Origin of the sequence: Dryocola baronae, from assembly GCF_051297175.1 — a bacterium.
GTDB lineage: Bacteria > Pseudomonadota > Gammaproteobacteria > Enterobacterales > Enterobacteriaceae > Dryocola.
In genome coordinates this window covers 3880029-3906221 of sequence record NZ_JBINNY010000001.1, presented here as the reverse complement: position 1 = coordinate 3906221, position 26193 = coordinate 3880029, and the positions used below count along the sequence as shown (strand labels likewise).

Genomic DNA, 26193 nt, shown 5'->3' with positions numbered 1-26193 from the left:
TGAATGACGGGATTTTGCGGAAGATTGCCATGCCTGTCAATCGAACTAATGTCCATAAGTGCAGTGAAAATGTTATATAAATGTTGGGTGTATCTCACATAATTTCGTGGATTCATAGAAAGGGATGTTTTTGTATTCTCCTTTTTGCGTAAGAATTTTCTTAATGTGTTGAGGTATAAGGTTTTCTGTTTTGGAATCATCGGTGATTATGGGTTATTGACAAAAATGATACTTATATAAAATGAATGATATTAGGTTAATGAATGGATAATTAACCGCTCATTAATAATGATTTAAGTTATCTTAACTTTTAATATCGTTGATTCTGTCTTCTGCATAGAGCGTTTATCCTTTTGCGACTAAACTTGTCTCTCCGCCCCCGCCTTCCGCCCCCAATTTTGATGATAATGAGGAGTGACTCAGCGCACCTCTGTGGCAAGGTGGCGTCAATTTTAATCCTGGGGAAGTTACTATGTTGAATGCCTGGCACCTTCCGGTCGCACCCTTCGTTCAAATCCGCAAAGAAAAGCTGCATATCACCCTTTGGCTCTCCGGCGACGACCTGCCGGAACGCGTCGTGATGCGCTGCGAAAGAGACAACGAAGAGACATCGGTGACCATGATCCGCCAGAAGAACGCGCCCTACGAGGGCGTGGTGGCCTGGAGCGGAGCGATTGACCTGAGCCACGGCCAGCCGCGCCGTCGCTACGGCTTTAAGCTGCTGTGGCTTGATAAACAACGTTGGCTTACCCCGCTGGGGCTGGGGAAAATCCCGCCTGCGCGCCTGGAACAGTTTGCTTTCGATGCGCCGGATGAAGGGCCGCAGTGGGTGCAGGATCAGGTGTTTTATCAGATCTTCCCCGACCGTTTCGCCCGCAGCCAGCCGCGCAAGCCGGGGCAGGACAAAATCTACTATCACCACGCCGCAAGGCGAGAAATCATCCTGCGCGACTGGGACGATCCGCTGGAAGGCGAGGCGGGCGGCTCAACGTTTTACGGCGGGGATTTGGACGGTATTAGCGAGAAGCTGCCGTACCTTAAAAAGCTCGGCATCACGGCGCTGTACCTCAACCCGGTGTTTACCGCGCCGAGCGTGCATAAATACGATACGCAGGACTATCGCCACGTCGACGAGCAGTTTGGCGGCGACCACGCGCTGCTGCGCCTGCGTAACAACACGCAGCAGCAGGGGATGCGCCTCGTGCTGGACGGCGTGTTTAACCACAGCGGCGATACGCACCCGTGGTTTGACCGCCACCAGGATGCCGAAGCCGGCGCGTGCAACAATCCGCAGTCGCCGTGGCGTGACTTCTACAGCTTCTCTGAGGAAGGGCGGGCGCTGGACTGGCTCGGCTATTCCAGCCTGCCGAAGCTTGATTATCGTTCAGAAAACCTCGTTGATGAGATTTACCAGGGCGAGGACAGCGTGGTGCGCCACTGGCTGCGCGAGCCGTGGGGCATGGACGGCTGGCGTCTGGACGTGGTGCATATGCTGGGCGAAGCGGGCGGCGCGAAGAATAACCTGCTGCACGTGAGCGGCATTACCAAAGCGGCGAAAGAGACCAGGCCGGATGCCTACGTGCTGGGCGAGCATTTTGGCGACGCGCGCCAGTGGCTACAGGTGGATGCAGAAGATGCGGCGATGAACTACCGTGGCTTCACCTTCCCGCTTTGGGGATTCCTCGCGAACACCGATATCTCCTACGATCCGCAGCATATCGACGCCCAAACGACCGTGGCGTGGATGGACCAATATCGCGCCAGCCTGTCGCACCAGCAGCAGCTGCGCATGTTTAACCAGCTCGACAGCCACGATACGGCGCGCTTCAAGTCGATTCTTGGCAAGGACGTAGCCCGCCTGCCGCTGGCGGTGGTGTGGCTGTATTGTTGGCCGGGCGTACCGTGCGTGTATTACGGCGATGAGGTGGGGCTGGACGGCAACAACGATCCGTTCTGCCGCAAGCCGTTCCCGTGGAACAAGCGCGAATGGGATTTGGATCTGTTCGGGCTTTATCAGCGGCTGGGCAAGCTGCGCCGTCAAAGCAGGGCGCTACGCCAGGGCGGCTGCCAGGTGGTGTATGCCGAAGGTGACGTGGTGGTGTTTGTACGCGTGTATCAAAACGAACGCGTGCTGGTGGCGATAAACCGCGGCCCGCAGGCCAGTATTACGCTGCCCTGGAACCCGCTGCTGAGCGGCAGGGCCTGGACACAGCTGGAGGGCGAGGCAGGGTTGGACAATCGCGAGCTTTCGTTGCCGGGCGTGTCCGTGGCGGTGTGGCGGAGTTTGTAGGTTAGTTGTTTGATGGCGCTTCGCTTGTCAAAGCTACGTGGCGTAGGCCGGGTGAGCGCAACGCCACCCGACATATCAGGCGAATTGAGCAATAAAAAAGGCCGCTTGCGCGGCCTTTCTTCAATGCTTTTAGCGATTATAGTTTAGCAACGTTTTCGCTCAGGTACTTGGCAACGCCGTCCGGAGACGCGTTCATGCCTTCTTTCCCTTTTTCCCACTGAGCCGGGCACACTTCGCCGTGCTCTTCGTGGAACTGCAGCGCGTCTACCATGCGCAGCATTTCGTCGATATTACGGCCCAGCGGCAGGTCGTTAACAACCTGGTGGCGCACGATACCGGCTTTGTCGATCAGGAAGGAGCCGCGCAGCGCAACGCCCGCTTCCGGGTGTTCGATGCCGTAAGCTTTCTGGATTTCACGCTTAACGTCTGCAACCATCGCGTATTTCACTTCGCCGATGCCGCCGTTTTCAACAGGGGTTTTACGCCATGCGTTGTGAACGAATTCGGAGTCAAAAGATACACCAACGACTTCTACGCCACGTTTCTGGAATTCTTCGTAACGCTTGTCGAACGCAATCAGTTCAGACGGGCAAACGAAGGTGAAGTCCATAGGCCAGAAGAACACAACGGTTGGTTTACCATTGGTGTGTGCTTTGAAGTTGAAGTTTTCAACGATTTCGCCACTGCCAAGTACGGCAGCTGCGGTAAAGTCAGGGGCTGGACGAGTAACCAGGACCATATGTACTCCTGTTAATTTTGTTAAAGTGAATGTTAACGCAACGGGGGGGAGTATAGGGGCTGCATTCCCTGCAACTCAAGCGTCCTGCACCGATTAATCAGATAGGATTTGCCTATCAAAAATCGAATATTTGCAGAGCAGCCATCCAAAATAGCCCTTTTTTGTAAAAGGGCAAGAAGTTAATGCCCGGCTTGGGATCGCTTACAAACTTTTTTGTTCTGCCAACGCCATCATGCGCGGATAAAACTGCCAGAACAGGACTTCAAGCTTGTCATAATGCGCGTCCAGGTCTTGCCAGGAGGCTCGCAGTGCGTCGAGTTTTGGTCTACGCGACGCCATGCCATTGAGAACGTTGGCAATAAATGCCATGTCGCTGTAGCGCTCCAGCCAGCGCTCTTGCCAGAGATAATTATTCAGATTGATAAAGCGCGGCGGCGTATCCGGCAGGTGCGGTTCAATGCTTGCCCTGGCGTGCGCGATAAAATCCACCAGGTCGATTTCCGGGCTGAGTTTCGACCAGTGGCGTGAAACGAAGTGGTCCCACATGACGTCGAGCGTAATGGGTGAAACGCGGCGCGTTTCGGGGCGAAACCATTGTTTGGCGGTCGCGACTTCCGGCAGCGCGTCCGTCAACACGTCTACGCGTCGGTGCATATAAATGCCTGCCACGATATCCGGTGCAAAGCTTTCATCCGGATTGCCGCGAACAAAATCCGCCAGAATGTTGCCCAGCAGCGAGCTGTGCGCGAGGCTTGCGAGATGCAAATGGGCGAGAAAATTCATAAATTACTTTGTCCGTATTGAGCTTTAGGCGGCTTATTGGTTGCAGGGAATGCCCCCTGGCACTAGACTGTACCGCCACTTTTTGAGTCTGAGTTTTTAAGCCATGCGTGTTGCCGATTTCTCCTTTGAATTACCAGAATCCCTGATTGCTCACTATCCGCAGGCGCAACGCAGCGGGTGCCGACTGCTGTCGCTCGACGGGCCAACGGGTGATTTAACGCATGGCACTTTCACCGATTTGCTGGATAAGCTCAACCCTGGCGATCTGCTGGTCTTTAACAATACCCGCGTGATCCCCGCGCGCCTGTTTGGCCGCAAGGCCAGCGGCGGCAAGATTGAGGTGCTGGTGGAGCGCATGCTGGATGACAAACGCATCCTCGCGCATATCCGCGCTTCAAAAGCTCCCAAGCCGGGTGCTGAACTGCTGCTGGGCGATGATGAAAGCGTACACGCCACCATGGTTGCGCGCCACGACGCGCTGTTCGAAGTGCAGTTTGAAGATGAACGCAGCGTGCTGGATATCCTCAACAGCATCGGCCATATGCCGCTGCCGCCGTATATCGACCGCCCTGATGAAGAGGCAGACCGCGAGCTTTATCAAACCGTTTATAGCCAGAAGCCCGGCGCGGTTGCGGCACCAACAGCGGGCCTGCACTTTGACGAGCCGCTGCTGGAAGCGCTGCGTAATAAAGGCATTGATATGGCGTTTGTCACGCTGCACGTCGGGGCGGGGACGTTCCAGCCGGTGCGCGTCGACAGCATTGAAGACCACATCATGCACTCCGAATACGCCGAGGTGCCCCAGGATGTCGTAGACGCCGTGCTGGCCTGTAAAGCGCGCGGCAACCGCGTTATCGCCGTGGGCACCACGTCCGTGCGTTCGCTGGAAAGCGCCGCGCAGGCAGCCAAAAAAGACGTGATTGAACCGTTCTTTGGCGACACGCAAATCTTTATCTATCCGGGCTATCAGTACAAAGTTATCGACGCGCTGGTGACCAATTTCCACCTGCCGGAATCAACGCTCATCATGCTGGTGTCCGCTTTTGCGGGCTACAAACACACCATGAATGCCTACCAGGCCGCTGTAAATGCTGAATATCGATTTTTTAGTTACGGCGATGCGATGTATATCACGTACAATCCGCAGGCGATTAACGAGCGCCCCGGCGCTTAAAACGAATACCGCGCCGCCGGCTATCCCGACGGCGTTTTTGTCTTAATCATCAGACTGTCTCTCTGATGCTGGAGGAAATGTGAAATTTGAATTAGATACCACCGACGGACACGCACGCCGTGGCCGCCTGGTGTTTGACCGTGGCGTAGTTGAAACGCCAGCCTTCATGCCTGTGGGCACTTACGGCACCGTTAAAGGGATGACGCCGGAAGAGGTGCAGGATACCGGGGCGCAAATTATCCTCGGTAATACCTTCCACCTGTGGCTGCGCCCTGGTCAGGAAATCATGAAGCTGCACGGCGACCTGCACGATTTTATGCAGTGGAAAGGCCCGATTCTGACCGATTCCGGCGGCTTCCAGGTCTTCAGCCTTGGGGATATCCGTAAGATCACCGAAGCGGGCGTGCATTTCCGCAACCCAATCAACGGCGATTCGATCTTCCTCGATCCAGAAAAATCGATGGAAATTCAATACGATCTCGGTTCCGACATCGTGATGATTTTCGACGAATGTACGCCGTACCCGGCGGACTGGGATTACGCGAAGCGTTCAATGGAAATGTCCCTGCGCTGGGCGAAGCGTAGCCGCGATCGCTTTGATTCGCTTGGTAATAAAAATGCGCTGTTCGGCATTATCCAGGGCAGCGTTTACGAAGATTTACGAGATATCTCGGTAAAAGGTCTGGTAGAGATTGGCTTTGATGGCTACGCTGTCGGCGGCCTGGCTGTAGGCGAACCTAAGGACGATATGCACCGCATTCTGGAGCATGTCTGCCCGCAAATCCCTGCTGACAAGCCTCGTTACCTGATGGGCGTAGGGAAACCGGAAGACCTGGTCGAAGGCGTACGTCGCGGTATTGATATGTTTGACTGCGTTATGCCAACGCGTAATGCGCGTAACGGTCACCTCTTTGTCACCGATGGCGTGGTGAAAATTCGCAATGCGAAGCACAAGGACGATACTTCTACGCTGGACGCCGAGTGTGATTGCTATACATGTCGCAATTATTCACGTGCCTACTTGCATCATCTTGACCGTTGCAACGAAATACTCGGCGCACGGCTCAATACCATTCATAACCTGCGCTATTACCAACGCTTAATGGCTGGTTTACGCAAGGCTATCGAAGAGGGTAAATTAGAGCACTTCGTGAGTGATTTCTACGAGCGGACGGGTAAACCAGTTCCACCTTTGAACGTTGATTAATTTAATAATGAGGGAATTTTAATGAGCTTTTTCATTTCTGATGCGGTAGCTGCAACAGGTGCTCCAGCGCAGGGTAGCCCGTACTCTTTGATCCTGATGCTGGTGGTGTTTGGTCTGATTTTCTATTTCATGATCCTGCGTCCGCAACAAAAACGTACCAAAGAGCACAAGAAACTGATGGACTCCATCGGTAAAGGTGATGAAGTGCTGACAACCGGTGGTCTGGTAGGTCGCGTAGTGAAAGTTGCTGATACTGGCTACATCGCTATTGCCCTGAACGATACCACTGAAGTGGTCATCAAACGTGATTTCGTAGCTGCCGTTCTGCCGAAAGGCACCATGAAGGCGCTGTAATATTCGTTTTCCCTAAGGGAACTACCGTGTTAAACCGCTATCCTTTGTGGAAGTACATCATGCTGGTCGTCGTGATTATCGTCGGCCTGCTATACGCACTTCCCAACCTATATGGTGAGGATCCGGCAGTACAGATCACTGGTGCGCGCGGAGTCGCCGCCAGTGAACAAACGCTGATCCAGGTCCAGAACACCTTAAAAGAAGAAAAAATTACCGCTAAGTCTGTGGCTCTGGAAGAGGGTGCGATTCTTGCACGCTTTGACACCACCGATACGCAGCTGCGCGCGCGTGAAGCGCTGATGAGCGTATTGGGCGACAAATATGTCGTTGCACTTAACCTCGCCCCGGCAACCCCTTACTGGTTAACTAAAATTGCTGCAGAGCCGATGAAACTCGGTCTTGACCTGCGTGGCGGCGTACACTTCCTGATGGAAGTAGACATGGACACCGCGCTTGGCAAACTGCAGGAACAAACCATTGAAGGCCTGCGTAGCGACCTGCGTGAAAAAGGCATTGCCTACACCAACGTGCGTAAAGCCGATAACTATGGTGTCGACGTTGTCTTTCGCGATAGCGCAGCCCGCGATGCGGCAGCCGCTTACCTGGCCCCGCGCCATCGCGACCTGGTGATTTCCAACCAGGGCAGCAACGTGATGCGCGCCGTGATGTCCGATGCTCGTCTGAGCGAAGCGCGTGAATATGCGGTTCAGCAGAACATCAACATCCTGCGTAACCGCGTAAACCAGCTTGGTGTTGCCGAGCCGCTGGTTCAGCGTCAGGGTGCCGATCGTATCGTCGTTGAGCTGCCTGGTATCCAGGACACCGCGCGTGCGAAAGAAATTCTGGGCGCGACCGCAACGCTGGAATTCCGTCTGGTAAACACCAACGTTGACCAGTCCGCAGCCGCTTCAGGCCGCGTGCCGGGTGATTCCGAAGTGAAGCAAACCCGTGAAGGCCAGCCGATTGTTATTTACAAGCGTGTGATCCTCACCGGTGACCATATCACCGACTCCACTTCCAGCACCGATGAGTACAACCAGCCGCAGGTTAATATTTCCCTGGACGGCGCTGGCGGTAACATCATGTCTAACTTCACCAAGGACAACATCGGTAAACCGATGGCGACCCTGTTCGTGGAGTATAAAGACAGCGGTAAGAAAGACGCAGCCGGTCGTTCCGTGCTGGTGAAACAAGAAGAAGTTATCAACGTGGCGAACATTCAGTCGCGCTTAGGTAACAGCTTCCGCATCACCGGTATTAACAACCCGAATGAAGCTCGTCAGCTCTCTCTGCTGCTGCGCGCCGGTGCGCTGATTGCGCCGATTCAAATTGTTGAAGAACGTACCATCGGCCCAACGCTTGGTATGGAAAACATCAAACAGGGTCTGGAAGCGTGTCTTGCTGGTCTTGCGGTTTCCATCATCTTCATGCTGTTCTTCTATAAGAAGTTTGGCCTGATTGCGACCTCTGCGCTGCTGGTAAACCTGATACTTATCGTCGGTATTATGTCCCTGCTGCCGGGAGCGACGCTTACCATGCCGGGTATTGCGGGTATCGTCCTAACCCTTGCGGTGGCGGTCGATGCTAACGTACTGATTAACGAACGTATTAAGGAAGAACTTAGTAACGGCCGTTCGGTACAGCAGGCTATCAACGAAGGTTATCAGGGCGCGTTCAGCTCGATTTTCGATGCCAACATCACGACGCTTATCAAGGTCATCATCCTGTATGCCGTAGGCACCGGGGCTATTAAAGGCTTTGCGATCACGACCGGTATTGGTGTAGCGACGTCCATGTTTACCGCGATCGTCGGTACCCGTGCCATCGTAAACCTGGTGTACGGCGGCAAACGCATCACCAAGCTGTCTATCTGAGGAGTGCGTTGTGGCACAGGAATATACTGTTGAACAATTAAACCATGGCCGTAAAGTCTACGACTTTATGCGCTGGGATTTCTGGGCGTTCGGTATCTCCGGACTCCTGCTAATCCTTTCCGTGGTGATTATCGGCGTGAAGGGCTTTAACTGGGGTCTGGACTTCACCGGCGGTACGGTCATCGAAATCTCGCTGGAAAAACCAGCGGATTTGGACCAGATGCGCCAGGCGTTAGAAAAGGCGGGCTTCGCTGAGCCGCTGGTTCAGAACTTCGGTAGCAGCCGTGACATCATGGTGCGCATGCCTCCTGCTCAGGGTGAAACCGGCGGGCAGGTGCTGGGCAGCAAGGTGCTGAGCGTGATTAACGAAGCGACCAGCCAAAACGCCGCCGTTAAGCGTATTGAATTCGTGGGGCCTAGCGTGGGTGCCGATCTGGCGCAGAACGGCGCGCTGGCTCTGCTGGCCGCGCTGATTTCCATCCTGGTTTACGTTGGGTTCCGCTTCGAATGGCGCCTGGCGGCCGGTGTGGTTATCGCGCTGGCGCACGACGTGGTGATCACCATGGGCGTGCTGTCGCTGTTCCATATCGAAATCGATTTAACCATCGTCGCGTCACTGATGTCGGTTATCGGCTACTCGCTTAACGACAGCATCGTGGTATCGGACCGTATTCGTGAGAACTTCCGCAAGATCCGTCGCGGTACGCCTTACGAAATCTTTAACGTTTCCCTGACCCAGACGCTGCACCGTACATTGATCACATCCGGTACCACATTAGTGGTTATCCTGATGCTGTATCTCTTCGGTGGTGCGATGCTGAAAGGCTTCTCCCTGACGATGCTAATCGGTGTGTCGATCGGTACAGCTTCTTCTATCTACGTTGCGTCCGCGTTGGCGCTGAAGCTTGGCATGAAGCGCGAGCACATGCTGCAGCAGAAAGTAGAGAAAGAAGGCGCGGACCAGCCGTCCATTCTGCCTTGATTGATTTGATGTCAGATAAAACCGCAGCCAACGTGCTGCGGTTTTTTTTCGCCTGAAGCATGCGACAGATGTAAAAAAGCCAGCGGTTAAGCTGGCTTTAGCTGTTATGTCGGGTGGCGTATTCGCTTATCTACCCTACAAATTCAGGGCTCGTAGGTCGGGTAAGCGCAGCGTCACCCGACATAGCAGGTCTTAGAAGTTATAGCCCACAACCAGGTAACCACCCCAGCCTGTAGAGCGAACGCTGAAGTCGCCGTTGCCGAAGTTCAGGCTAGCGTCGTCGTTCCACTGACCGCCGTTGTGCCAGTAACGGGCAACCACCGAGTAGTGCCAGTGATCGTAGTTCAGCGCAAGGATGTGGCTAGAGGCGATAGAATCATTGGTACGTGCTTTACGGCCGTTCAGGTCGCGGAAGTCGTCGTTGCCAAGATCGGAACCCCAGTCGAAGTTGGTGAAGCCGATATAGCTCAGGTTACCGCCCCACAGGGAGGTAATCGGCACGAAGTATTTCACCTTGAAGCGGTAACCGTCCCATTCGTTTTCGTTTGCGGCACCGTAGTTCTGCCACTGGTATTTGGCATACACGTTCATCGACAGGCTCATTGGCAGACCGGTGTCGATGTCGGTACCCAGACCCATGTACCAGGTGCTCTGACGACCGGACTTGTTGCGGCCCATGTCGTAGATATAGTTGTTAGCCACGTACCATTCTTTGAACGGGCCGAAGCTCAGGTCGGCACCGGTCAGCTTATCAATAGAGAAGCGAGGCTCAATTTCCATAAACAGTGGCGAACCGTGGTTCCAGATACCCTTCGCGTCGGTGTTACCGCCGAAGAAAACCGGCGCATCCATATAGCCGTAAAAATCGAACCAGTCTTTTTTGGCGAAAGCTTCATATTCCAGATAGGTGTCGTTGCGGATCTGCGGCCCGAAGCGGGTGTGGTAGCTGCCCACCACGTTTACGCTCTGGTGCCACCAGTCGGAAAGGTATTCGCTGCTTTTAGTGTCTTCCGCGCTTGCGGAGAAAGAGCTTGAAAGTGCCAGAACGGTGCCGGCCGCCAGAATAATTTTTTTCATATTATTTGCCACTGTTTACATGATTCCCGTGAGGGGAGGAGGTGAGTCGCCACCCGAAGCCATCAACCATTCACCTGGTTTTTAATTGGCGCGCCTATTATAGAAATCCCTGCTCACAAAAATATGTTTCATTTCACATTATCATCACACACGTAATCGATTGCGTTCACGATTGCGCACATTAAAAACGGCGCGATTGTACCGGGTTCATCAAATTAAGCAAATCGATGTCCGGGCGTTACAAGTAAATGTGATGGGTGTCACGAAGTGCGATAAGAGAAGGAAATGATAAATTGCTTAGCGAAAGGTGCGGGAATATGTAACAGCATGCTTTGGCTGGGGCGGGTCGGATAAGTGCCAGCGCCGTCCGGCATTTTGTGGCAGACGGCGCTAATGCGGTTTATTACTGCACAGGCTGAATATCGTGAATCCGTATAAAACCGAGCTGGTCTGGCGTAATTCCCGACAGGCGCAAAGGAAGGGTGACATCGCTCGGCGCCAGAATGCTGGCCGGAGCGTCGATCTGCTGTGTTTGCACGTTGACTTCCTGGAAGCTGTCCGTGGTGCCCTGGATCTGGCCCCATTCCACTTTCCCCGTAAACGCCGGGAGCGGCTCGTTGGACTCGCCTTTAATCGTCAGCGTGGCCCGCGTGCCGTTAGCCTCCGCTGCGACGTTGCTCAATGACATCTGCAAATTGCCGATCTGGCTGTTCAGGCGCGCTGGCGTATTGGAGCCCGGCAGCAGATAAACGCCGGTAGTGGATTTGGCGTTCAGCGCGTTCTGCTGGGTGAGCTTCACCGTCTGGTCGCTAAGCTTCATCATTTCCTGGTTCAGAGAACCCACCTCGTGTCGCATCTGGCGCACTTCGGTTTGCTGGGCGCATGCGGTGAGGCTCATCAGGCTGCCTACCAGGAAAAATCTTAGGTAAGTCTTTGTCATGGCTTGTAATTCCTTACACGATAATCCTTTGTTAAGCGTAGCTCTTTGCGGAGAAAAAGTCATATTTCACCGCTTACGCCAGTCGTTACCTTTGTACTCCCGTAACTTCGCGGTAAACTGTTGCCCAATTGTATAATCCCACAGGACGCGCCATGCATTGCCCATTCTGTTTCGCAGTAGACACCAAAGTGATCGACTCCCGTCTTGTTGGCGAAGGATCTTCCGTGCGTCGCCGCCGGCAGTGCCTGGTTTGCCACGAACGCTTCACGACCTTTGAAGTGGCCGAACTTGTGATGCCGCGCGTGGTGAAGAGCAACGACGTTCGCGAACCCTTCAATGAAGACAAGCTGCGCAGCGGTATTCTGAAAGCGCTGGAGAAACGGCCGGTAAGCTCTGACGACGTAGAAATGGCGGTCAACCACATCAAATCGCAGCTGCGCGGCACCGGCGAGCGCGAAGTGCCGAGCAAAATGATCGGCAATCTGGTGATGGAACAGCTTAAAAAGCTCGATAAAGTGGCCTATATCCGCTTTGCCTCCGTTTACCGCAGCTTTGAAGATATCCGCGAATTTGGCGAAGAAATCGCCCGCTTACAGGACTGACCCTGATGTCGCTTGACGAAAAATTCATGGCCCGCGCGATGCAGCTTGCCAAACGCGGCCGCTTTACCACCATGCCAAATCCTAATGTCGGGTGCGTGATTGCTAAAGATGGCGAGATCGTGGGCGAGGGGTATCACTTCCGGGCGGGCGAACCGCATGCGGAAGTTCACGCGCTGCGTATGGCGGGTGAAAAGGCGCGTGGCGCAACCGCCTACGTTACGCTCGAGCCTTGCAGCCATCACGGGCGCACGCCGCCGTGCTGCGATGCCTTAATCGCCGCAGGCGTAACGCGCGTTGTTGCGGCGATGCAGGACCCGAATCCGCAGGTTGCCGGGCGTGGGTTGTACCGCCTGCAGCAGGCGGGCATCGACGTAAGCCACGGGCTGATGATGGACGAGGCGGAAGCCCTGAATCGCGGCTTCCTCAAGCGCATGCGCACCGGCTTCCCGTACATCCAGCTTAAGCTGGGTGCCTCGCTTGATGGCCGCACCGCACTGTCAAACGGCGAAAGCCAGTGGATTACCTCTCCCGAATCCCGCCGCGACGTGCAGCGTCTGCGGGCGCAAAGCGCCGCCATCCTCAGCAGCAGCGCAACCGTGCTGGCGGACGATCCTTCGCTGACGGTTCGCTGGAATGAATTAGATAGCACCACGCGGGAAATCTACGCCGAAGAGAACCTACGCCAGCCAACGCGCATTATTATCGATAGCCAAAACCGCGTCACGCCGCAGCATAAGCTTGTCTCGCAGCCGGGGGAAACCTGGCTTGCCCGCCGCCGCGCAGATGAACACACCTGGCCGCAAGGCGTGGAGCAGTTCATCGTGCCTGAGCACAACGGTCACCTGGATTTAGTGGTGATGATGATGCTGCTCGGCAAACGCCAGGTTAACTCCGTGTGGGTGGAAGCGGGCGCAACGCTTGGCGGCGCGCTGCTCCAGGCGGGGCTGGTCGATGAGCTTATCGTCTACGTCGCCCCTAAGCTGTTAGGCAACGATGCGCGCGGCCTGTGCAACCTGCCGGGGCTTGATAAATTAGCCGACGCGCCCGAGTTTACATTCAGCACCGTACGGCAGGTTGGGCCGGATCTGTGCCTGCATTTGACGCCGCTTTATTAGACCCTGTAAAACGTAAGCAGTCGCCGAAAGATTATGATAAAATCCGCCCCCCTGCGGGGCTAAACAGAACCCGTAAAGGAAGATTATGAACATTATTGAAGCAGCCGTTGCTACTCCAGACGCTCGCGTCGCCATCACCATCGCGCGTTTTAACAACTTCATCAATGACAGCCTGCTGGAAGGTGCTATCGACGCCCTGAAGCGTATCGGCCAGGTTAAAGATGAAAACATTACCGTCGTCTGGGTTCCGGGTGCTTATGAGCTGCCGCTTGCCGCCGACGCGCTGGCAAAAACCAAGCGTTACGACGCGGTTATTGCGCTGGGTACGGTTATTCGCGGTGGCACTGCTCACTTCGAATACGTTGCCGGCGGTGCCAGCAACGGCCTGGCTCACGTCGCGCAGGAAACTGGGATTCCAGTGGCCTTCGGCGTGCTGACCACCGAAAGTATTGAACAAGCAATCGAACGCGCTGGCACAAAAGCTGGTAACAAAGGTGCAGAAGCTGCACTGACCGCGCTTGAAATGATTAATGTATTGAAGGCCATTAAGGCCTGATTTTTTTGTAAGGGGAAATCTGTGAAACCTGCTGCTCGTCGCCGTGCCCGTGAGTGTGCCGTTCAGGCGCTTTACTCCTGGCAGTTATCTCGCAACGACATCGCCGATGTCGAATACCAGTTCCTGGCGGAACAAGACGTCAAAGACGTTGACGTTAACTATTTCCGCGAACTGCTGAGCGGGGTGGCTACTAACAGCGCGTATCTGGATGGGCTGATGAAGCCTTACCTGTCACGTCAGCTTGAAGAGCTGGGCCAGGTAGAAAAAGCGGTTCTGCGTATCGCACTGTTTGAACTGTCAAAACGTGATGATGTGCCGTACAAAGTGGCGATTAACGAAGCCATCGATCTGGCGAAAACCTTCGGTGCCGAAGATAGCCACAAGTTCGTCAACGGTGTACTCGATAAAGCCGCTCCGCAGATCCGTCCCCACAGAAAGTAATCTCTCTGGCCGGTTAATCCCGGCCTGTTCTTTATTTTTTACCCTTTAGCATTCGAGTTGCAGCCAACACCCCTTCAACTTGAAGGATGATAGGTATATTCAGAGGCATAACGCATGGCATGCGGTGAGTTTTCCTTAATTGCCCGTTATTTCGATCGCGTACGAAGCGCCCGTCGAGATGTTGAAACCGGTATTGGCGACGACTGCGCGCTGCTGACGGTAGCTGATAAACAGCTGCTGGCGATAAGCACCGACACGCTCGTTTCGGGTATTCACTTCCTGCCGGACATCGATCCGCGCGATCTGGGCTACAAAGCACTGGCTGTTAACTTAAGCGATTTGGCCGCCATGGGCGCCGATCCCAGCTGGTTAACGCTAGCCATCACCCTCCCGGAAGTCGACGAGTCTTGGCTTGAAGCCTTTAGCGACAGTCTCTTTGAACAGCTTGATTACTACGATATGCAGCTGATTGGCGGCGATACCACGCGTGGGCCGCTGTCGATGACGCTGGGTATTCACGGTTTGGTTCCGGCAGGACGCGCGCTGAAGCGCAGCGGTGCCCGCGCCGGCGACTGGATTTATATCACCGGTACGCCGGGCGATAGCGCCGCAGGCCTTGCGATTTTGCAGGATCGGCTGAAGGTGGCGAACGCGCAGCAGGCAGACTATCTGGTGAAGCGCCATCTGAGGCCAAAACCGCGCGTGCTGCACGGTCAGGCGTTACGAGACCTGGCGAGCAGCGCTATCGATCTTTCCGACGGCCTGGTTTCCGATCTCGGACACATCCTGAAAGCCAGCGACTGCGGGGCGCGCATCACTCTGGATTCTCTGCCTTATTCCGACGCGATGCGTGAAAACGTCTCGCCTGAACAGGCGTTGAAATGGGCGCTTTCCGGCGGCGAAGACTACGAGCTTTGCTTCACGGTTCCGGAGCTCAATCGCGGCGCGTTAGACGTCGCCATCGGCAATCTGGGCGTGCCGTTTACCTGCATCGGGCAGGTTGGCCCGGCTTCTGAAGGGCTGCAATTCTTCGAGAACGGCAAGCCTGTTACCGTTGATTTAAAAGGATATGACCATTTTGCCTCGCTCTAAGGATGTGGCAAAAAGCCGCCTTAACCTGCTCAATCCGTGGCATCTGCTGGCGACCGGCTTCGGCAGCGGCCTAAGCCCAATCATGCCGGGAACGGCAGGCTCGCTTGTGGCGATCCCGTTCTGGTATCTCATGACATTCCTGCCGTGGCAGCTCTATTCCATGGTGGTGATGCTGGGCATCTGTATCGGCGTTTATCTGTGCCATCAGACCGCGCGCGACATGGGCGTTCACGACCACGGCAGCATCGTGTGGGACGAGTTTATCGGCATGTGGATTACGCTGATGGCGCTGCCGATCAATGACTGGCGCTGGGTTGCCGCAGGCTTCCTGATTTTCCGCATCCTTGATATCTGGAAGCCGTGGCCGATCCGCTGGTTTGACCGCAACGTTCACGGCGGGATGGGGATCATGGTGGATGATATCGTCGCCGGGGTGTTTTCGGCGGGGATTATTTACCTGGTAGGCCACCACTGGCCAATAGGTTTGATTTAAAAAAACGCCCTCAAACGAGGGCATTTTGCTTATTTGAATCCCACAACCTGGTGCGGCTGGTAGGGCGTTTCCAGCTCGGCGATTTCTTCGGGCCTGAGCGTTAAATCCACCGCGCCCAGCAGGTCATCCAGCTGCTCCTGGCGCGAGGTGCCGATTATCGGCGCGGCAATGCCCGGCTTGCTTAGCAGCCAGGCCAGCGCAACCTGAGCGCGCGATACGCCTCTGTCTGCGGCGACGTTCGCCAGCCGCTCGGCAATCACCGCGTCGTTATCCCTGCTTCCCTCATAGAGCGTTTTGCCGAACTCGTCGGACACCGAGCGCGCCGTGGTATCGCCCCACGGGCGGGTCAGCTTGCCGCGGGCCAGCGGGCTCCACGGGATCACGGCAACGCCTTCGCGATAGCAGAGCGGCAGCATGCCCAGCTCTTCTTCGCGGTAGATCAGATTGTAGTGATCCTGCATGGTGGCAAACCGCGCCCAGCCGTGCCGATCCTGTAACGCCAGCGCCTCGGCAAACTGTTCGCTGTGCATCGACGACGCGCCGATGTAGCGCGCTTTCCCCGCTTTAACCACGTCGTTCAGCGCTTCCAGCGTTTCTTCTATCGGCGTGTTGTAGTCCCAGCGGTGGATTTGCAGCAGGTCAACATAGTCGGTGCCAAGCCTTTTCAGGCTGTCATCGATGGAGCGCAGGATCTGCGCGCGCGACAGGCCTTCCGGCAGGTCGCCCACCTGGTGATAGACCTTGGTGGCGATAACCACGTCTTCGCGGCGGGTGAAGTCTTTCAGCGCGCGCCCGACAATCTCTTCGCTGCTACCGTCGGAATAGCTGTTGGCGGTATCAAAGAAATTAATGCCGTTATCGACGGCGTGCTTGATGATGAGGCGGCTGCTCTCTTCGGGAAGCGTCCAGGCGTGTTTGCCCCGGTCTGGCTCGCCAAAGGTCATACAGCCCAGGCAAAGGCGGGAAACCCTGAGGTCTGTTTTTCCTAACGTGTTGTATTGCATGGTTCCACTCCTGCTATTTAGATGCTTTAAGCATAGCAGGAGTGGAGGAGGGGGTTAGTTAAGCCAGGCGCGGATCTTCGCTTCCATGCCTGCGGCATCAAGGCCAATCGCCTCGCGCGCCTCTTCCTGGGTGCCCTGCGGAATAAAGAAATCGGGCAGCCCAACGTTGAGGACGGGAACGGCTTTGCGATGCGCCATCAGCACTTCGTTAACTCCGCTGCCCGCGCCGCCCATTATGGCGTTCTCTTCGATGGTGACCAGCGAATCGTGGCTGGCGGCCAGCTCCAGAATCAGCGACTCGTCGAGCGGCTTCACGAAGCGCATATCAACAAGCGTTGCGTTCATCGCTTCGGCCACCGCGGTGGCTTCTTCCAGCAGGGTGCCGAAGTTCAGCAGCGCGATTTTCTCGCCTTCACGCTTTTTCACGCCTTTGCCAATCGGCAGCGATGCCAGCGGCTGCATTTCGGCACCCGTACCGTTGCCGCGCGGGTAGCGCACCGCGCTTGGGCCGTCATTATAGTGATAGCCCGTATGGAGCATCAGGCGACATTCGTTCTCGTCGCTTGGCGTCATGATGACCATGTCCGGTATGCAGCGCAGGAAGGAGAGGTCGAAGGCGCCTTGGTGGGTTTGCCCGTCGGCCCCGACGATGCCCGCGCGGTCAATGGCGAACAGCACCGGTAGCTTTTGGATCGCCACGTCGTGAATGACCTGATCGTACGCGCGCTGCAGGAAGGTCGAATAAATAGCGACAACCGGCTTGTAGCCACCGATCGCAAGGCCTGCGGCGAAGGTCACCGCGTGCTGCTCGGCGATGGCTACGTCGAAATACTGCTGCGGATACTGGCGCGAGAACTCCACCATACCGGAGCCTTCGCGCATGGCTGGCGTCACGGCCATCAGTTTTTCGTCGTGGGCTGCGGTTTCACACAGCCAGTTGCCGAAGATTTTTGAGTAGCTCGGCAGGCCGCCCGCGCTTTTCGGCAGCGTTCCGCTCTTCGGATCGAATTTTGGCACCGCGTGGAAGCTGATCGGATCTTTTTCAGCGGGCGCGTAGCCGCGGCCCTTTTTGGTCATCACGTGCAGGAACTGTGGGCCGGTCAGGCTGCGCATGTTTTTCAGCGTGTTGACCAGACCAACGACGTCGTGGCCGTCTACCGGCCCGATATAGTTGAAGCCCAGCTCTTCAAACAAGGTGCCCGGCACGACCATGCCTTTGATGTGTTCTTCGGTACGCTTAAGCAGCTCTTTGATCGGCGGCACGCCGGAAAAGACCTTTTTGCCGCCTTCGCGCAGGGTCGAGTAAAGTTTGCCGGAAAGGATTTGCGCCAGATGGTTGTTGAGCGCGCCGACGTTTTCGGAGATCGACATTTCATTGTCGTTAAGCACCACCAGCATATCGGGGCGAATATCCCCGGCGTGGTTCATCGCTTCAAACGCCATGCCTGCGGTAATTGCGCCGTCGCCGATCACGCAAACCGTGCGGCGATCTTTGCCTTCTTTACCCGCCGCTACGGCAATCCCGATACCCGCGCTGATAGAGGTAGAAGAGTGGCCTACGCTCAGCACGTCATATTCGCTTTCTGCACGCCACGGGAACGGGTGCAGGCCGTCTTTCTGACGGATGGTGCCGATGCGATCGCGGCGTCCGGTCAGGATTTTATGCGGATAAGCCTGATGGCCAACGTCCCAGACCAGCTGATCGAACGGCGTGTTATAGACATAGTGCAGCGCCACGGTCAGTTCAACCGTGCCAAGCCCGGAGGCAAAGTGCCCGCTGGAGCGGCTCACGCTGTCGAGCAGGTAACGACGCAGCTCGTCGCACAGCTTCGGTAAGCTTTCTTTAGGCAGCAGGCGCAGCTCCTGGGTGGAGTCTACCAGTGCAAGGGTCGGGTATTTGGCAATATCAAAGCTCATCAATTAGAAACTCATTTTTATCCTTCTGGCTTCGGCTGCACGCAGCGCGGATGCGAAGGCTAAATTAATATTATTTATCGCGCTGGATGATATAGCTCGCTAACGCTTTCAGTGTCGTTGTGTCTAACGACTGGCTTGCAAGTTCGTCCAGCGCCTGGAGAGATTCCTGATAGAGATCCCACGCTTTTGTTTTGGCATTTTCCAGCCCGAGCAGCGCCGGGTAGGTGCTTTTACCGTGGCTGGCGTCGACACCTTTACGTTTGCCGAGCGTCGCAGTATCGCCAATCACATCGAGAATATCGTCCTGCACCTGATAGGCCAGACCAATGCTTTCGGCGTAGCGGTCGAGCAGGGGTAACGCTTTGCGGCCTGCTTCACCCGCGCTTAATGCGCCAAGGCGAACGGCGGCACGGATCAATACGCCGGTTTTATGGCGGTGAATTTGCTCAAGCGCCGCAAGATCCAGCTGCTTATCTTCGCCATCGAGGTCCAGAGCCTGTCCAATACAGATACCCGCTACGCCGCTTGAGGTAGCGAGTTCTTTTACCATCGCCAGGCGGTCGGTTATTGCCACGCCGGGCATTGGCGCATCACTCAGTATAGAGAACGCCAGCGTTTGCAGGGCGTCACCGGCAAGAATCGCCGTCGCTTCGCCGTATTTGACGTGACAGGTCGGCTGCCCGCGGCGTAAATCGTCATCGTCCATGGCGGGAAGATCGTCGTGGATCAGCGAGTAGGCGTGGATACATTCAACTGCCGCAGCAGGCGCGTCCAGCGCAACGTCGTTCACGGCGAACATTTTCCCGGTCGCGTAAACCAGGAACGGACGCAGGCGTTTACCGCCCAATAATGCGCCGTAATGCATCGCCTGAACCAGTGGACTGTTCTGAAACGGTAGCGGCGTTAAGAAGCGCAGCAGAGCGTCGTTGGCCCGCTCAGCATGGGCCTGAAGTTCGTGATTTAAATCCATTTTTACTCGGCGTCCGGCGTGAATGACTTGAGCGGTGCGTCTTCGTTATCGCTAAGCAGGATCTGCACGCGCTGTTCGGCCTGCTGCAGCTTTACCTGACCCTGGCGGGCCAGCTGCACCCCGCGTTCAAACTCATTTAACGCGTCTTCTAAAGGCAGCTCGCCGCCTTCCAGACGAGTGACAATCTGCTCAAGTTCCACAAGCGCGGTTTCAAAGCTGGCGGGGACTTCGGTTTTTTTCGGCATATGAATGTCTGACTCTAATAAATGATTGTGCGACGCCGCCATGGTAGCGGACTCAATCGTATAAGCAAGTAAGCAAGCATGGGCATGTCGGTTAGCAGGCGTTAGTGATATACTTTCGCGCCTCGGATGTAGGGGCGCACGCTTCTGCAAATCTTTAAGTCTTCCAGCCCGCATGATTCATCTCATGCATGGCTCACCAACAAATCATGAGCGCCATGAAGTTTATCATTAAATTGTTCCCGGAAATCACCATCAAGAGCCAATCTGTGCGCATACGCTTTATTAAGATGCTCACCGGGAACATTCGTAACGTTTTAAAACACTACGATGAAGACCTGGCGGTCGTTCGCCACTGGGACAATATCGAAGTTCGCGCCAAAGATGAAGGCAAGCGTATCGCTATCCGCGAAGCCTTAACCCGTATTCCGGGCATCCACCATATTCTTGAAGTCGAAGATGTGCCCTATACCGACCTGCACAACATTTTCGAACAGGCGCTGGAACTCTATCGCGATCGGCTGGAAGGCAAAACTTTCTGCGTGCGCGTTAAGCGTCGCGGTAAGCATGAGTTTAGCTCTATTGAAGTGGAACGCTATGTTGGCGGCGGTTTAAACCAGCATATCGAGTCCGCGCGCGTGAAGCTGACCCACCCGGAAGTAACGGTAAATCTGGAGATCGAAAACGATCGCCTGCTGCTGGTTAAAGGCCGCTATGAAGGTATCGGTGGTTTCCCAATCGGCACCCAGGAAGACGTGCTGTCGCTGATTTCCGGCGGCTTCGACTCCGGCGTTTCCAGCTATATGCTGATGCGCCGCGGCTGCCGCGTGCATTACTGCTTCTTTAACCTCGGCGGCGCGGCTCACGAAATCGGCGTGAAGCAGGTGGCGCATTACCTGTGGAGCCGCTTCGGCAGCTCCCACCGCGTGCGCTTTGTGGCGATTAACTTCGAGCCGGTGGTTGGCGAAATCCTCGAGAAAGTCGAAGACGGCCAGATGGGCGTGGTGCTCAAACGTATGTTTGTTCGCGCGGCGTCCCGCGTGGCCGAGCGTTACGGCGTGCAGGCGCTGGTTACGGGTGAAGCGCTGGGCCAGGTTTCCAGCCAGACGCTGACCAACCTGCGCCTTATCGATAATGTTTCCGATACCCTGATTCTGCGCCCGCTGATCTCCCACGACAAAGAGCACATTATCGATCTGGCACGCGAAATCGGCACCGCTGACTTCGCCCGTACCATGCCGGAATACTGCGGCGTGATCTCAAAAAGCCCAACCGTGAAGGCGGTGAAGGCGAAGATTGAGGCGGAAGAAGCTAACTTCGATTTCTCTATCCTCGATAAGGTTATCGAAGAAGCGACCAACATCGATATCCGCGATATCGCGACCCAGACTAAAGAAGTGGTTACTGAAGTCGAAACGGTAGGCGAATTTGGCCCGAACGACGTGCTGCTGGATATCCGCTCTATCGACGAGCAGGATGAGAAGCCGTTCAAGCCAGAAGGCGTGACGGTTGCCTCGCTGCCGTTCTACAAGCTGAGCACTAAGTTTGGCGATCTCGATCAGAGCAAAACCTACCTGCTGTGGTGCGAGCGTGGTGTGATGAGCCGCCTGCAGGCGCTGTATCTGCGCGAGCAGGGCTTTAATAACGTGAAGGTTTACCGCGCTTAAAGTCGGAAGGTGGATGGCGCAAGTTATCCACCCTACGAAATGCCGTAGGTCGGGTAAGGCGCAAGCCGCTACCCGACGCTATCTCTACTGATAATCCCTGTAGCTATAAATCCCCGCCGCCATTACCAGCTGCTGCGACACCTCGTGCGCTTTCTCGCGCCCGACCAGCAGATCGATAATTTTCAGGCCAAAATCTATCGCCGTGCCCGGCCCCTGACTGGTAAGTAAATTCACCCGCGGATCCCAGACGACGCGCTTATCCTGCCACTGATCTTCCGGAATGCTGTCTTTTAAGCCCGGGTAGCCGGTCATATTGCCGATCGGGAAGAGTTCGTGCGGCACCAGCACCGTGCCCGCCGCGGCGCAGATGGTGGCAACGATGCGCCCGGACAGATGAAACTGACGTACGGTTTCCACCAGCAGCGGGCTGTCGCGGAAGCATTCCGCGCCCTTTAAGCCGCCGGGCAGGACGATTATATCGAAATCCCCGTCGGCGACTTCAACCAGCGGCGCGTCGGCAACCAGTTTTACGCCCCGCGAACAGGTCACCGTAAGCTCGCCGCTGCTTGCGACGCTTGCCGTAGTGACCCTGATGCCGCCGCGTACCAACAAATCAATGGTGGTAACGGCTTCCATCTCCTCAGTCCCAGGAGCCAGACAGACCAGAGCTTGAGCGCTCATATTCATTCTCCTTACGCTTAATCAGCTCATACAGGCGGCTATTGAACGGCACCGCAAGGCCGTGGGCCCGCGCGCGCTGTAGTAAATACCCGGTGATATAGTCTATTTCAGTGTGGCGCTGTACGCGCACGTCCTGCAGCATCGACGAAATGTTCGCCGCCGTGCTGTCGATAACCTGGTCTACGTAGTAGAGAAGGCTTTCTGACGAGGTGTGGTGCCCGTCGCGCTCCATCACCAGCGCCACCTCGTTGCAAATGCTGACCACTTCGTCGTGATGGTGCTTCAGCTCGCCGTTTGGGCAGTTATAAAGGGCGGTCAGCGGATTGACCACGCAGTTAACCGCGAGTTTTTTCCAGCTCGCCGGAATAATATTGTCGTGCCAGGCGACGTCCGGCAGGGCGTGGTGCAGGATATCCGCCAGCCCGCTGAAATCGCTACCCGCCGCGTTACCCGGCCCTATGTGGGTGGTGCCATTTGCCACGTGTACGATGACGTTACCGTCGCGCTTTGCGGCGTGAGTTGTCACGCCCAGAAGCAACGGCTGGTGAAGCGAGGTAAGTTCTTCCAGCGTCCCCATGCCGTTATGCAGCAGGAGTATCGGGCTTGAGGCGGGCAGCGACGCGGCCAGCGTTTTAACCGCCACGGAAACCTGCCAGGCCTTCAGCGTAACCAGCAGCATATCGCTGCTGGCAAGAAACTCAGGATCGTTAGCGGTGAGGGATTCGTTAAAGACGCTGCCGTTCGTTTCCACCAGATTGACATGGCAGAAAGGCTGCGGCACCCGTAGCCAGCCCTGGACTTCATGTCCCTGCTTATAAAGTGATGCCAGCCACAGTTGGCCTAGCGCACCGCAACCCAATACGGTGATTTTCATTTTGCCTCCCCACCTGCAAACTGCGCAGATGTTTTGCTTAATCTATATTATATAGGGCTCTCTCGTGCTTTAACGGGTTGTTTTGCGCGGCCCAGCGGGTATTATGCAACGCAACAAAAAAGAGAGGGAGAAGAAAACATGCCATCTTTTGACATCGTGTCTGAAATTGATATCCAGGAAGTCCGTAACGCGATTGAAAACGCGGAACGTGAGGTTGCAACTCGTTTCGACTTCCGCAACGTGCCGGCCACTTTTGAGCTGAATGAGAAAAATCAGTCTATTAAAGTTGCCAGCGAATCCGATTTCCAGGTTAACCAACTGCTGGATATTCTTCGTGCCAAGCTGCTCAAGCGCGGTATCGAAGGCGCTTCCATCGACGTGCCGGAAGAGTTCGTGCACAGCGGTAAAACCTGGAGCGTGGAAGCGAAGCTCAAGCAGGGCATCGAATCCGCCATCGCCAAGAAAATCGTTAAGCTGATTAAAGACAGCAAGGCGAAGGTTCAGGTGCAAATCCAGGGCGAAGAGCTGCGCGTAACGGGGAAATCTCGTGACGATCTGCAGGCCGCAATGGCGCTGGTTCGTGGCGGTGATTTGGGACAGCCGTTCCAGTTCAAGAACTTCCGCGACTGATCATGCGGGTGGATGGCGCTCAACGCTTATCCACCCCAGGTATCAAATGTAGGGCGGGTTAGCCCAGCGCCATCCGCCTTTTACAGCTTTCCTTTCACCAACTGCTCTACTTCAAATCTGTTCGTTAACTTACTGTCGATCTTCACGTAGGCGCTGCGCTCCTGCGCGATGATATTCGCGTCGCTCACGCCCGGAGCCGCGAGCAGTCTCGCCTTAAGCTGCGCATCGTTTGCTGCATTTTCAGGTAGTTCAATGCGCAGGCTGGTCACGTACGGCGGCTCTTTCATGGTGGAACTCACCAGCAGCCAGACCATCGCCAGCAGCGCGCCCGCTAAAAATACCGTTTGTGAATCAAACATCCCGTCGAGCCAGCCGCCCAGCGAGCCGCCGATGGCCACGCCGATAAACTGGCTGGTGGAATAAATCCCCATCGCCGTGCCTTTGTAGCCCGCGGGGGACTCTTTGCTGATAAGCGACGGCAGGATAGCTTCCATCAGGTTAAAGGCGAGGAAGAACAGCTGCACGCCGATGACCAGCTCCCAGAAGTGCGGGCCTGAGCCCCACAGCACGATTTCGGCAATCAGCAGCAGCGCCACGCAGCCGACAAATACCCGCTTCATGCGGCGCTTCACTTCGGCATAGATAATGAAAGGCACAACGGAGGCAAAGGCTATCAGCATGGTGCAAAGATAGATTTTCCAGTGCTGCGCGGCGGGGAATCCCGCCTGTTCAAGCTGGCCCGGCAGGGCAACGAAGGTGGACATCAGCATGATGTGCAGACACATAATGCCAAAGTTCAGCTTCAGCAGTTTTGGCTCGACGATAACCTTGCGGAAGCAGCCTTTTACCATGCCGGATTCGCGGTTAAGCACGTGGTTATCGGTGTTCGGCACCACCCAAAGGGTAATCAAAATGCCGGAGGCGGCCAGAACCGCAATCATCCAGAACAGCGCGTTCAGGCCGAGTGAATGGGTGACGATCGGGCCGAGCACCATGGCGATGGCGAAGGTTACGCCAAAGCTGACGCCGATAAACGCCATTGCTTTGGTGCGGTTTTGTTCGCGGGTTAAGTCGGAAAGTAATGCCATTACGGCGGCGGCAATTGCCCCGGAACCCTGTAGCGCGCGGCCAAGGATAACGCCATAGATGGAAGTCGAGAGCGCTGCAATGACGCTGCCGAGTACGAAAATGAGTAATCCGCCGATGATAAGCGGCTTGCGGCCAATGCGGTCAGAAACGAGGCCAAAGGGGATCTGAAAAATCGCCTGCGCCAGGCCATAGATGCCAATTGCCAGGCCAATCAGCGCTTCGCTTGCGCCCTGTAGCGCCATTCCGTAAGTGGTAAGAACCGGCAGCACCATAAACATGCCGAGCATGCGCAGTGAAAACACCGTGCCTAAACCCCACGTCGCACGTAGCTCGACGGGCGTCATTTTGTAATCGTTCATTACCACCTCAGATGAAAAACCGGACATAGTGTAGTGCGTAGGGAGGGGAGGGTAAACGTCTGGTTATTTAATAAATATTACAGCGCGGAATTATTGATGATACTAATAAAAAAGGGCGCGAACGCGCCCTTTTATGCCTTTATCAACCTACCAGACGTAGGTCAGCAGATTGTGTGAATCTGGCACCATGAAATCGACGGACATCATCACGGAAAGCGAGGTGATGGCGACGATAGAAAAGACGAACAGCTTGCGCGCCCAGACCTTATCGTCTTCCACCTTGTAGCCCTTCAGCGCCATACCCAGCCACCACACGCTTACGGCGGCGGCGACAATCAGGTATTTGTAGCCAGCGTAGCCGCCCAGGGACAGCATCAGCGTGGCAACGGCGAAGGCGATGATGTACACGGTGATATGGTTTTTTGCGACCGAAATCCCTTTAACCACCGGCAACACCGGAATGTTGGCGGCCTGGTAATCTTTAAAGCGGAAGATGGCAATCGCATAGGAGTGCGGCATCTGCCACAGGCTAAAGATAGCCAGCAGGATCAGGGCACCGGCGTCGAACTCGTTGGTGACGGCGCAGTAGCCGATAACCGGAGGAGCCGCGCCGGACAGGCTGCCAATCAGCGTGCCGTAAACGGATTTGCGCTTCATGTACAGGCTGTAGATGCCGACATAAACCACAAAGCCCATCACGCCAAGCCACATGGCTAACGGATTCGCGCCAAACCACAGCAGCATGAAACCAGCAATACCCAACAAGGTGGCGTATACCAGCGAGGATTTCGGCGAGATCAGGCCTTTAACCAGCACCCGATTCCTGGTTCTCTCCATCTTGCGGTCGATATCGCGGTCGATGAAGTTGTTGTAAACACAACCTGATGCCACCACCAGCGACACCCCCACCAGGGTGTAGAGAAACAGGGGATAATCAATACTGCCCTTCGAGGCCAGTAAAAATCCCCCAATGACAGAAATTAAATTACCGAAAATAATTCCTGGTTTTGTTACTTGCAGGTATTGCTTAATCATACACGT

Annotated in this window: 26 protein-coding genes; 14 read left to right on the top strand and 12 right to left on the bottom strand. The window is 55.5% G+C overall.

Annotated features, from left to right (window positions below; translation table 11 throughout):
* The first annotated feature begins 472 nt into the window (after window positions 1-472).
* Window positions 473-2290, top strand: coding sequence for a maltodextrin glucosidase (malZ, locus tag ACSPHG_RS18535; RefSeq protein ID WP_435954939.1), 1818 nt, complete (start codon window positions 473-475; stop codon window positions 2288-2290).
* Window positions 2291-2426: 136 nt separating this feature from the next.
* On the opposite strand, the gene ACSPHG_RS18530 is transcribed toward malZ, so the two are convergent.
* Window positions 2427-3029, bottom strand: coding sequence for a peroxiredoxin C (locus ACSPHG_RS18530; protein ID WP_167612035.1), 603 nt, complete (start codon window positions 3027-3029; stop codon window positions 2427-2429).
* Window positions 3030-3230: 201 nt separating this feature from the next.
* The gene (gene acpH / locus ACSPHG_RS18525; protein ID WP_435954938.1) at window positions 3231-3812 is read right to left on the bottom strand and encodes an ACP phosphodiesterase; all 582 of its coding nucleotides are present in this window, start codon (window positions 3810-3812) and stop codon (window positions 3231-3233) included.
* A gap of 103 nt (window positions 3813-3915) precedes the next feature.
* Between acpH and queA the strand changes: the two genes are divergently transcribed.
* The 5 genes from queA to secF all read left to right on the top strand — a co-directional run bounded on the left by queA (window position 3916) and on the right by secF (window position 9403).
* Window positions 3916-4986 carry a tRNA preQ1(34) S-adenosylmethionine ribosyltransferase-isomerase QueA gene (gene queA / locus ACSPHG_RS18520; protein WP_435954937.1) on the top strand — a complete coding sequence of 357 codons (1071 nt, stop codon included), beginning with the start codon at window positions 3916-3918 and terminating at the stop codon, window positions 4984-4986.
* Between the two features lie 79 nt (window positions 4987-5065).
* Window positions 5066-6193 carry a tRNA guanosine(34) transglycosylase Tgt gene (gene tgt / locus ACSPHG_RS18515; RefSeq protein ID WP_435954936.1) on the top strand — a complete coding sequence of 376 codons (1128 nt, stop codon included), beginning with the start codon at window positions 5066-5068 and terminating at the stop codon, window positions 6191-6193.
* Window positions 6194-6214: 21 nt separating this feature from the next.
* A complete protein-coding gene (gene yajC / locus ACSPHG_RS18510; protein ID WP_435954935.1) occupies window positions 6215-6547 on the top strand; it encodes a preprotein translocase subunit YajC in 333 nt (110 codons plus the stop codon).
* Window positions 6548-6573: 26 nt separating this feature from the next.
* Entirely contained in the window at window positions 6574-8421 is a 1848-nt protein-coding gene (gene secD / locus ACSPHG_RS18505; RefSeq protein WP_435954934.1) for a protein translocase subunit SecD, read from the top strand.
* A 10-nt stretch (window positions 8422-8431) separates the two neighbouring features.
* Window positions 8432-9403, top strand: a complete 972-nt coding sequence (gene secF / locus ACSPHG_RS18500) for a protein translocase subunit SecF (protein ID WP_435954933.1) — start codon at window positions 8432-8434, stop codon at window positions 9401-9403.
* 192 nt (window positions 9404-9595) lie between these two features.
* Here the strand turns inward: secF and ACSPHG_RS18495 are convergent, their stop codons facing one another.
* Complete coding sequence (locus tag ACSPHG_RS18495; RefSeq protein ID WP_435954932.1) at window positions 9596-10480, bottom strand: nucleoside-specific channel-forming protein Tsx; 885 nt, start codon at window positions 10478-10480, stop codon at window positions 9596-9598.
* A gap of 403 nt (window positions 10481-10883) precedes the next feature.
* A complete protein-coding gene (locus ACSPHG_RS18490; RefSeq protein WP_435954931.1) occupies window positions 10884-11420 on the bottom strand; it encodes a SadB/YajI family lipoprotein in 537 nt (178 codons plus the stop codon).
* A gap of 152 nt (window positions 11421-11572) precedes the next feature.
* Between ACSPHG_RS18490 and nrdR the strand changes: the two genes are divergently transcribed.
* The 6 genes from nrdR to pgpA all read left to right on the top strand — a co-directional run bounded on the left by nrdR (window position 11573) and on the right by pgpA (window position 15719).
* Complete coding sequence (gene nrdR / locus ACSPHG_RS18485; protein ID WP_064516598.1) at window positions 11573-12022, top strand: transcriptional regulator NrdR; 450 nt, start codon at window positions 11573-11575, stop codon at window positions 12020-12022.
* Between the two features lie 5 nt (window positions 12023-12027).
* A complete protein-coding gene (gene ribD, locus ACSPHG_RS18480) occupies window positions 12028-13137 on the top strand; it encodes a bifunctional diaminohydroxyphosphoribosylaminopyrimidine deaminase/5-amino-6-(5-phosphoribosylamino)uracil reductase RibD (RefSeq protein WP_435954930.1) in 1110 nt (369 codons plus the stop codon).
* Between the two features lie 85 nt (window positions 13138-13222).
* Window positions 13223-13693, top strand: coding sequence for a 6,7-dimethyl-8-ribityllumazine synthase (ribH, locus tag ACSPHG_RS18475; RefSeq protein ID WP_271122595.1), 471 nt, complete (start codon window positions 13223-13225; stop codon window positions 13691-13693).
* 21 nt (window positions 13694-13714) lie between these two features.
* Complete coding sequence (gene nusB, locus ACSPHG_RS18470; protein ID WP_167612083.1) at window positions 13715-14134, top strand: transcription antitermination factor NusB; 420 nt, start codon at window positions 13715-13717, stop codon at window positions 14132-14134.
* A gap of 114 nt (window positions 14135-14248) precedes the next feature.
* Window positions 14249-15226, top strand: a complete 978-nt coding sequence (gene thiL / locus ACSPHG_RS18465) for a thiamine-phosphate kinase (RefSeq protein ID WP_435954929.1) — start codon at window positions 14249-14251, stop codon at window positions 15224-15226.
* Entirely contained in the window at window positions 15204-15719 is a 516-nt protein-coding gene (pgpA, locus tag ACSPHG_RS18460; RefSeq protein WP_435954928.1) for a phosphatidylglycerophosphatase A, read from the top strand. Before thiL ends, pgpA begins: the two co-directional genes overlap by 23 nt.
* 29 nt (window positions 15720-15748) lie before the next feature.
* Here the strand turns inward: pgpA and ACSPHG_RS18455 are convergent, their stop codons facing one another.
* The 4 genes from ACSPHG_RS18455 to xseB all read right to left on the bottom strand — a co-directional run bounded on the left by ACSPHG_RS18455 (window position 15749) and on the right by xseB (window position 19855).
* Entirely contained in the window at window positions 15749-16723 is a 975-nt protein-coding gene (locus ACSPHG_RS18455; protein ID WP_435954927.1) for an aldo/keto reductase, read from the bottom strand.
* Between the two features lie 54 nt (window positions 16724-16777).
* Window positions 16778-18640, bottom strand: coding sequence for a 1-deoxy-D-xylulose-5-phosphate synthase (gene dxs, locus ACSPHG_RS18450; RefSeq protein WP_435954926.1), 1863 nt, complete (start codon window positions 18638-18640; stop codon window positions 16778-16780).
* A 70-nt stretch (window positions 18641-18710) separates the two neighbouring features.
* Window positions 18711-19610, bottom strand: a complete 900-nt coding sequence (gene ispA / locus ACSPHG_RS18445) for a (2E,6E)-farnesyl diphosphate synthase (RefSeq protein WP_435954925.1) — start codon at window positions 19608-19610, stop codon at window positions 18711-18713.
* 2 nt (window positions 19611-19612) lie between these two features.
* Window positions 19613-19855, bottom strand: coding sequence for an exodeoxyribonuclease VII small subunit (xseB, locus tag ACSPHG_RS18440; protein ID WP_435954924.1), 243 nt, complete (start codon window positions 19853-19855; stop codon window positions 19613-19615).
* A gap of 215 nt (window positions 19856-20070) precedes the next feature.
* On the opposite strand from xseB, the gene thiI reads away from it, so the two are divergent.
* Window positions 20071-21519 (top strand): tRNA uracil 4-sulfurtransferase ThiI, encoded by a 1449-nt coding sequence (thiI, locus tag ACSPHG_RS18435; protein ID WP_435956059.1) that lies wholly within the window; start codon window positions 20071-20073, stop codon window positions 21517-21519.
* An 84-nt stretch (window positions 21520-21603) separates the two neighbouring features.
* Here thiI and yajL read toward each other — a convergent pair whose 3' ends face one another.
* On the bottom strand, window positions 21604-22200 hold the full coding sequence (yajL, locus tag ACSPHG_RS18430) for a protein deglycase YajL (RefSeq protein ID WP_435954923.1): 597 nt from the start codon (window positions 22198-22200) through the stop codon (window positions 21604-21606).
* Window positions 22160-23074 carry a 2-dehydropantoate 2-reductase gene (panE, locus tag ACSPHG_RS18425; protein ID WP_435954922.1) on the bottom strand — a complete coding sequence of 305 codons (915 nt, stop codon included), beginning with the start codon at window positions 23072-23074 and terminating at the stop codon, window positions 22160-22162. Before panE ends, yajL begins: the two co-directional genes overlap by 41 nt.
* A 138-nt stretch (window positions 23075-23212) precedes the next feature.
* Between panE and ACSPHG_RS18420 the strand changes: the two genes are divergently transcribed.
* Entirely contained in the window at window positions 23213-23704 is a 492-nt protein-coding gene (locus ACSPHG_RS18420) for a YajQ family cyclic di-GMP-binding protein (protein WP_034457969.1), read from the top strand.
* An 80-nt stretch (window positions 23705-23784) separates the two neighbouring features.
* On the opposite strand, the gene ACSPHG_RS18415 is transcribed toward ACSPHG_RS18420, so the two are convergent.
* A complete protein-coding gene (locus ACSPHG_RS18415; RefSeq protein ID WP_435954921.1) occupies window positions 23785-25152 on the bottom strand; it encodes an MFS transporter in 1368 nt (455 codons plus the stop codon).
* A gap of 147 nt (window positions 25153-25299) precedes the next feature.
* A complete protein-coding gene (cyoE, locus tag ACSPHG_RS18410; protein ID WP_435954920.1) occupies window positions 25300-26187 on the bottom strand; it encodes a heme o synthase in 888 nt (295 codons plus the stop codon).
* Window positions 26188-26193: the final 6 nt, after the last annotated feature.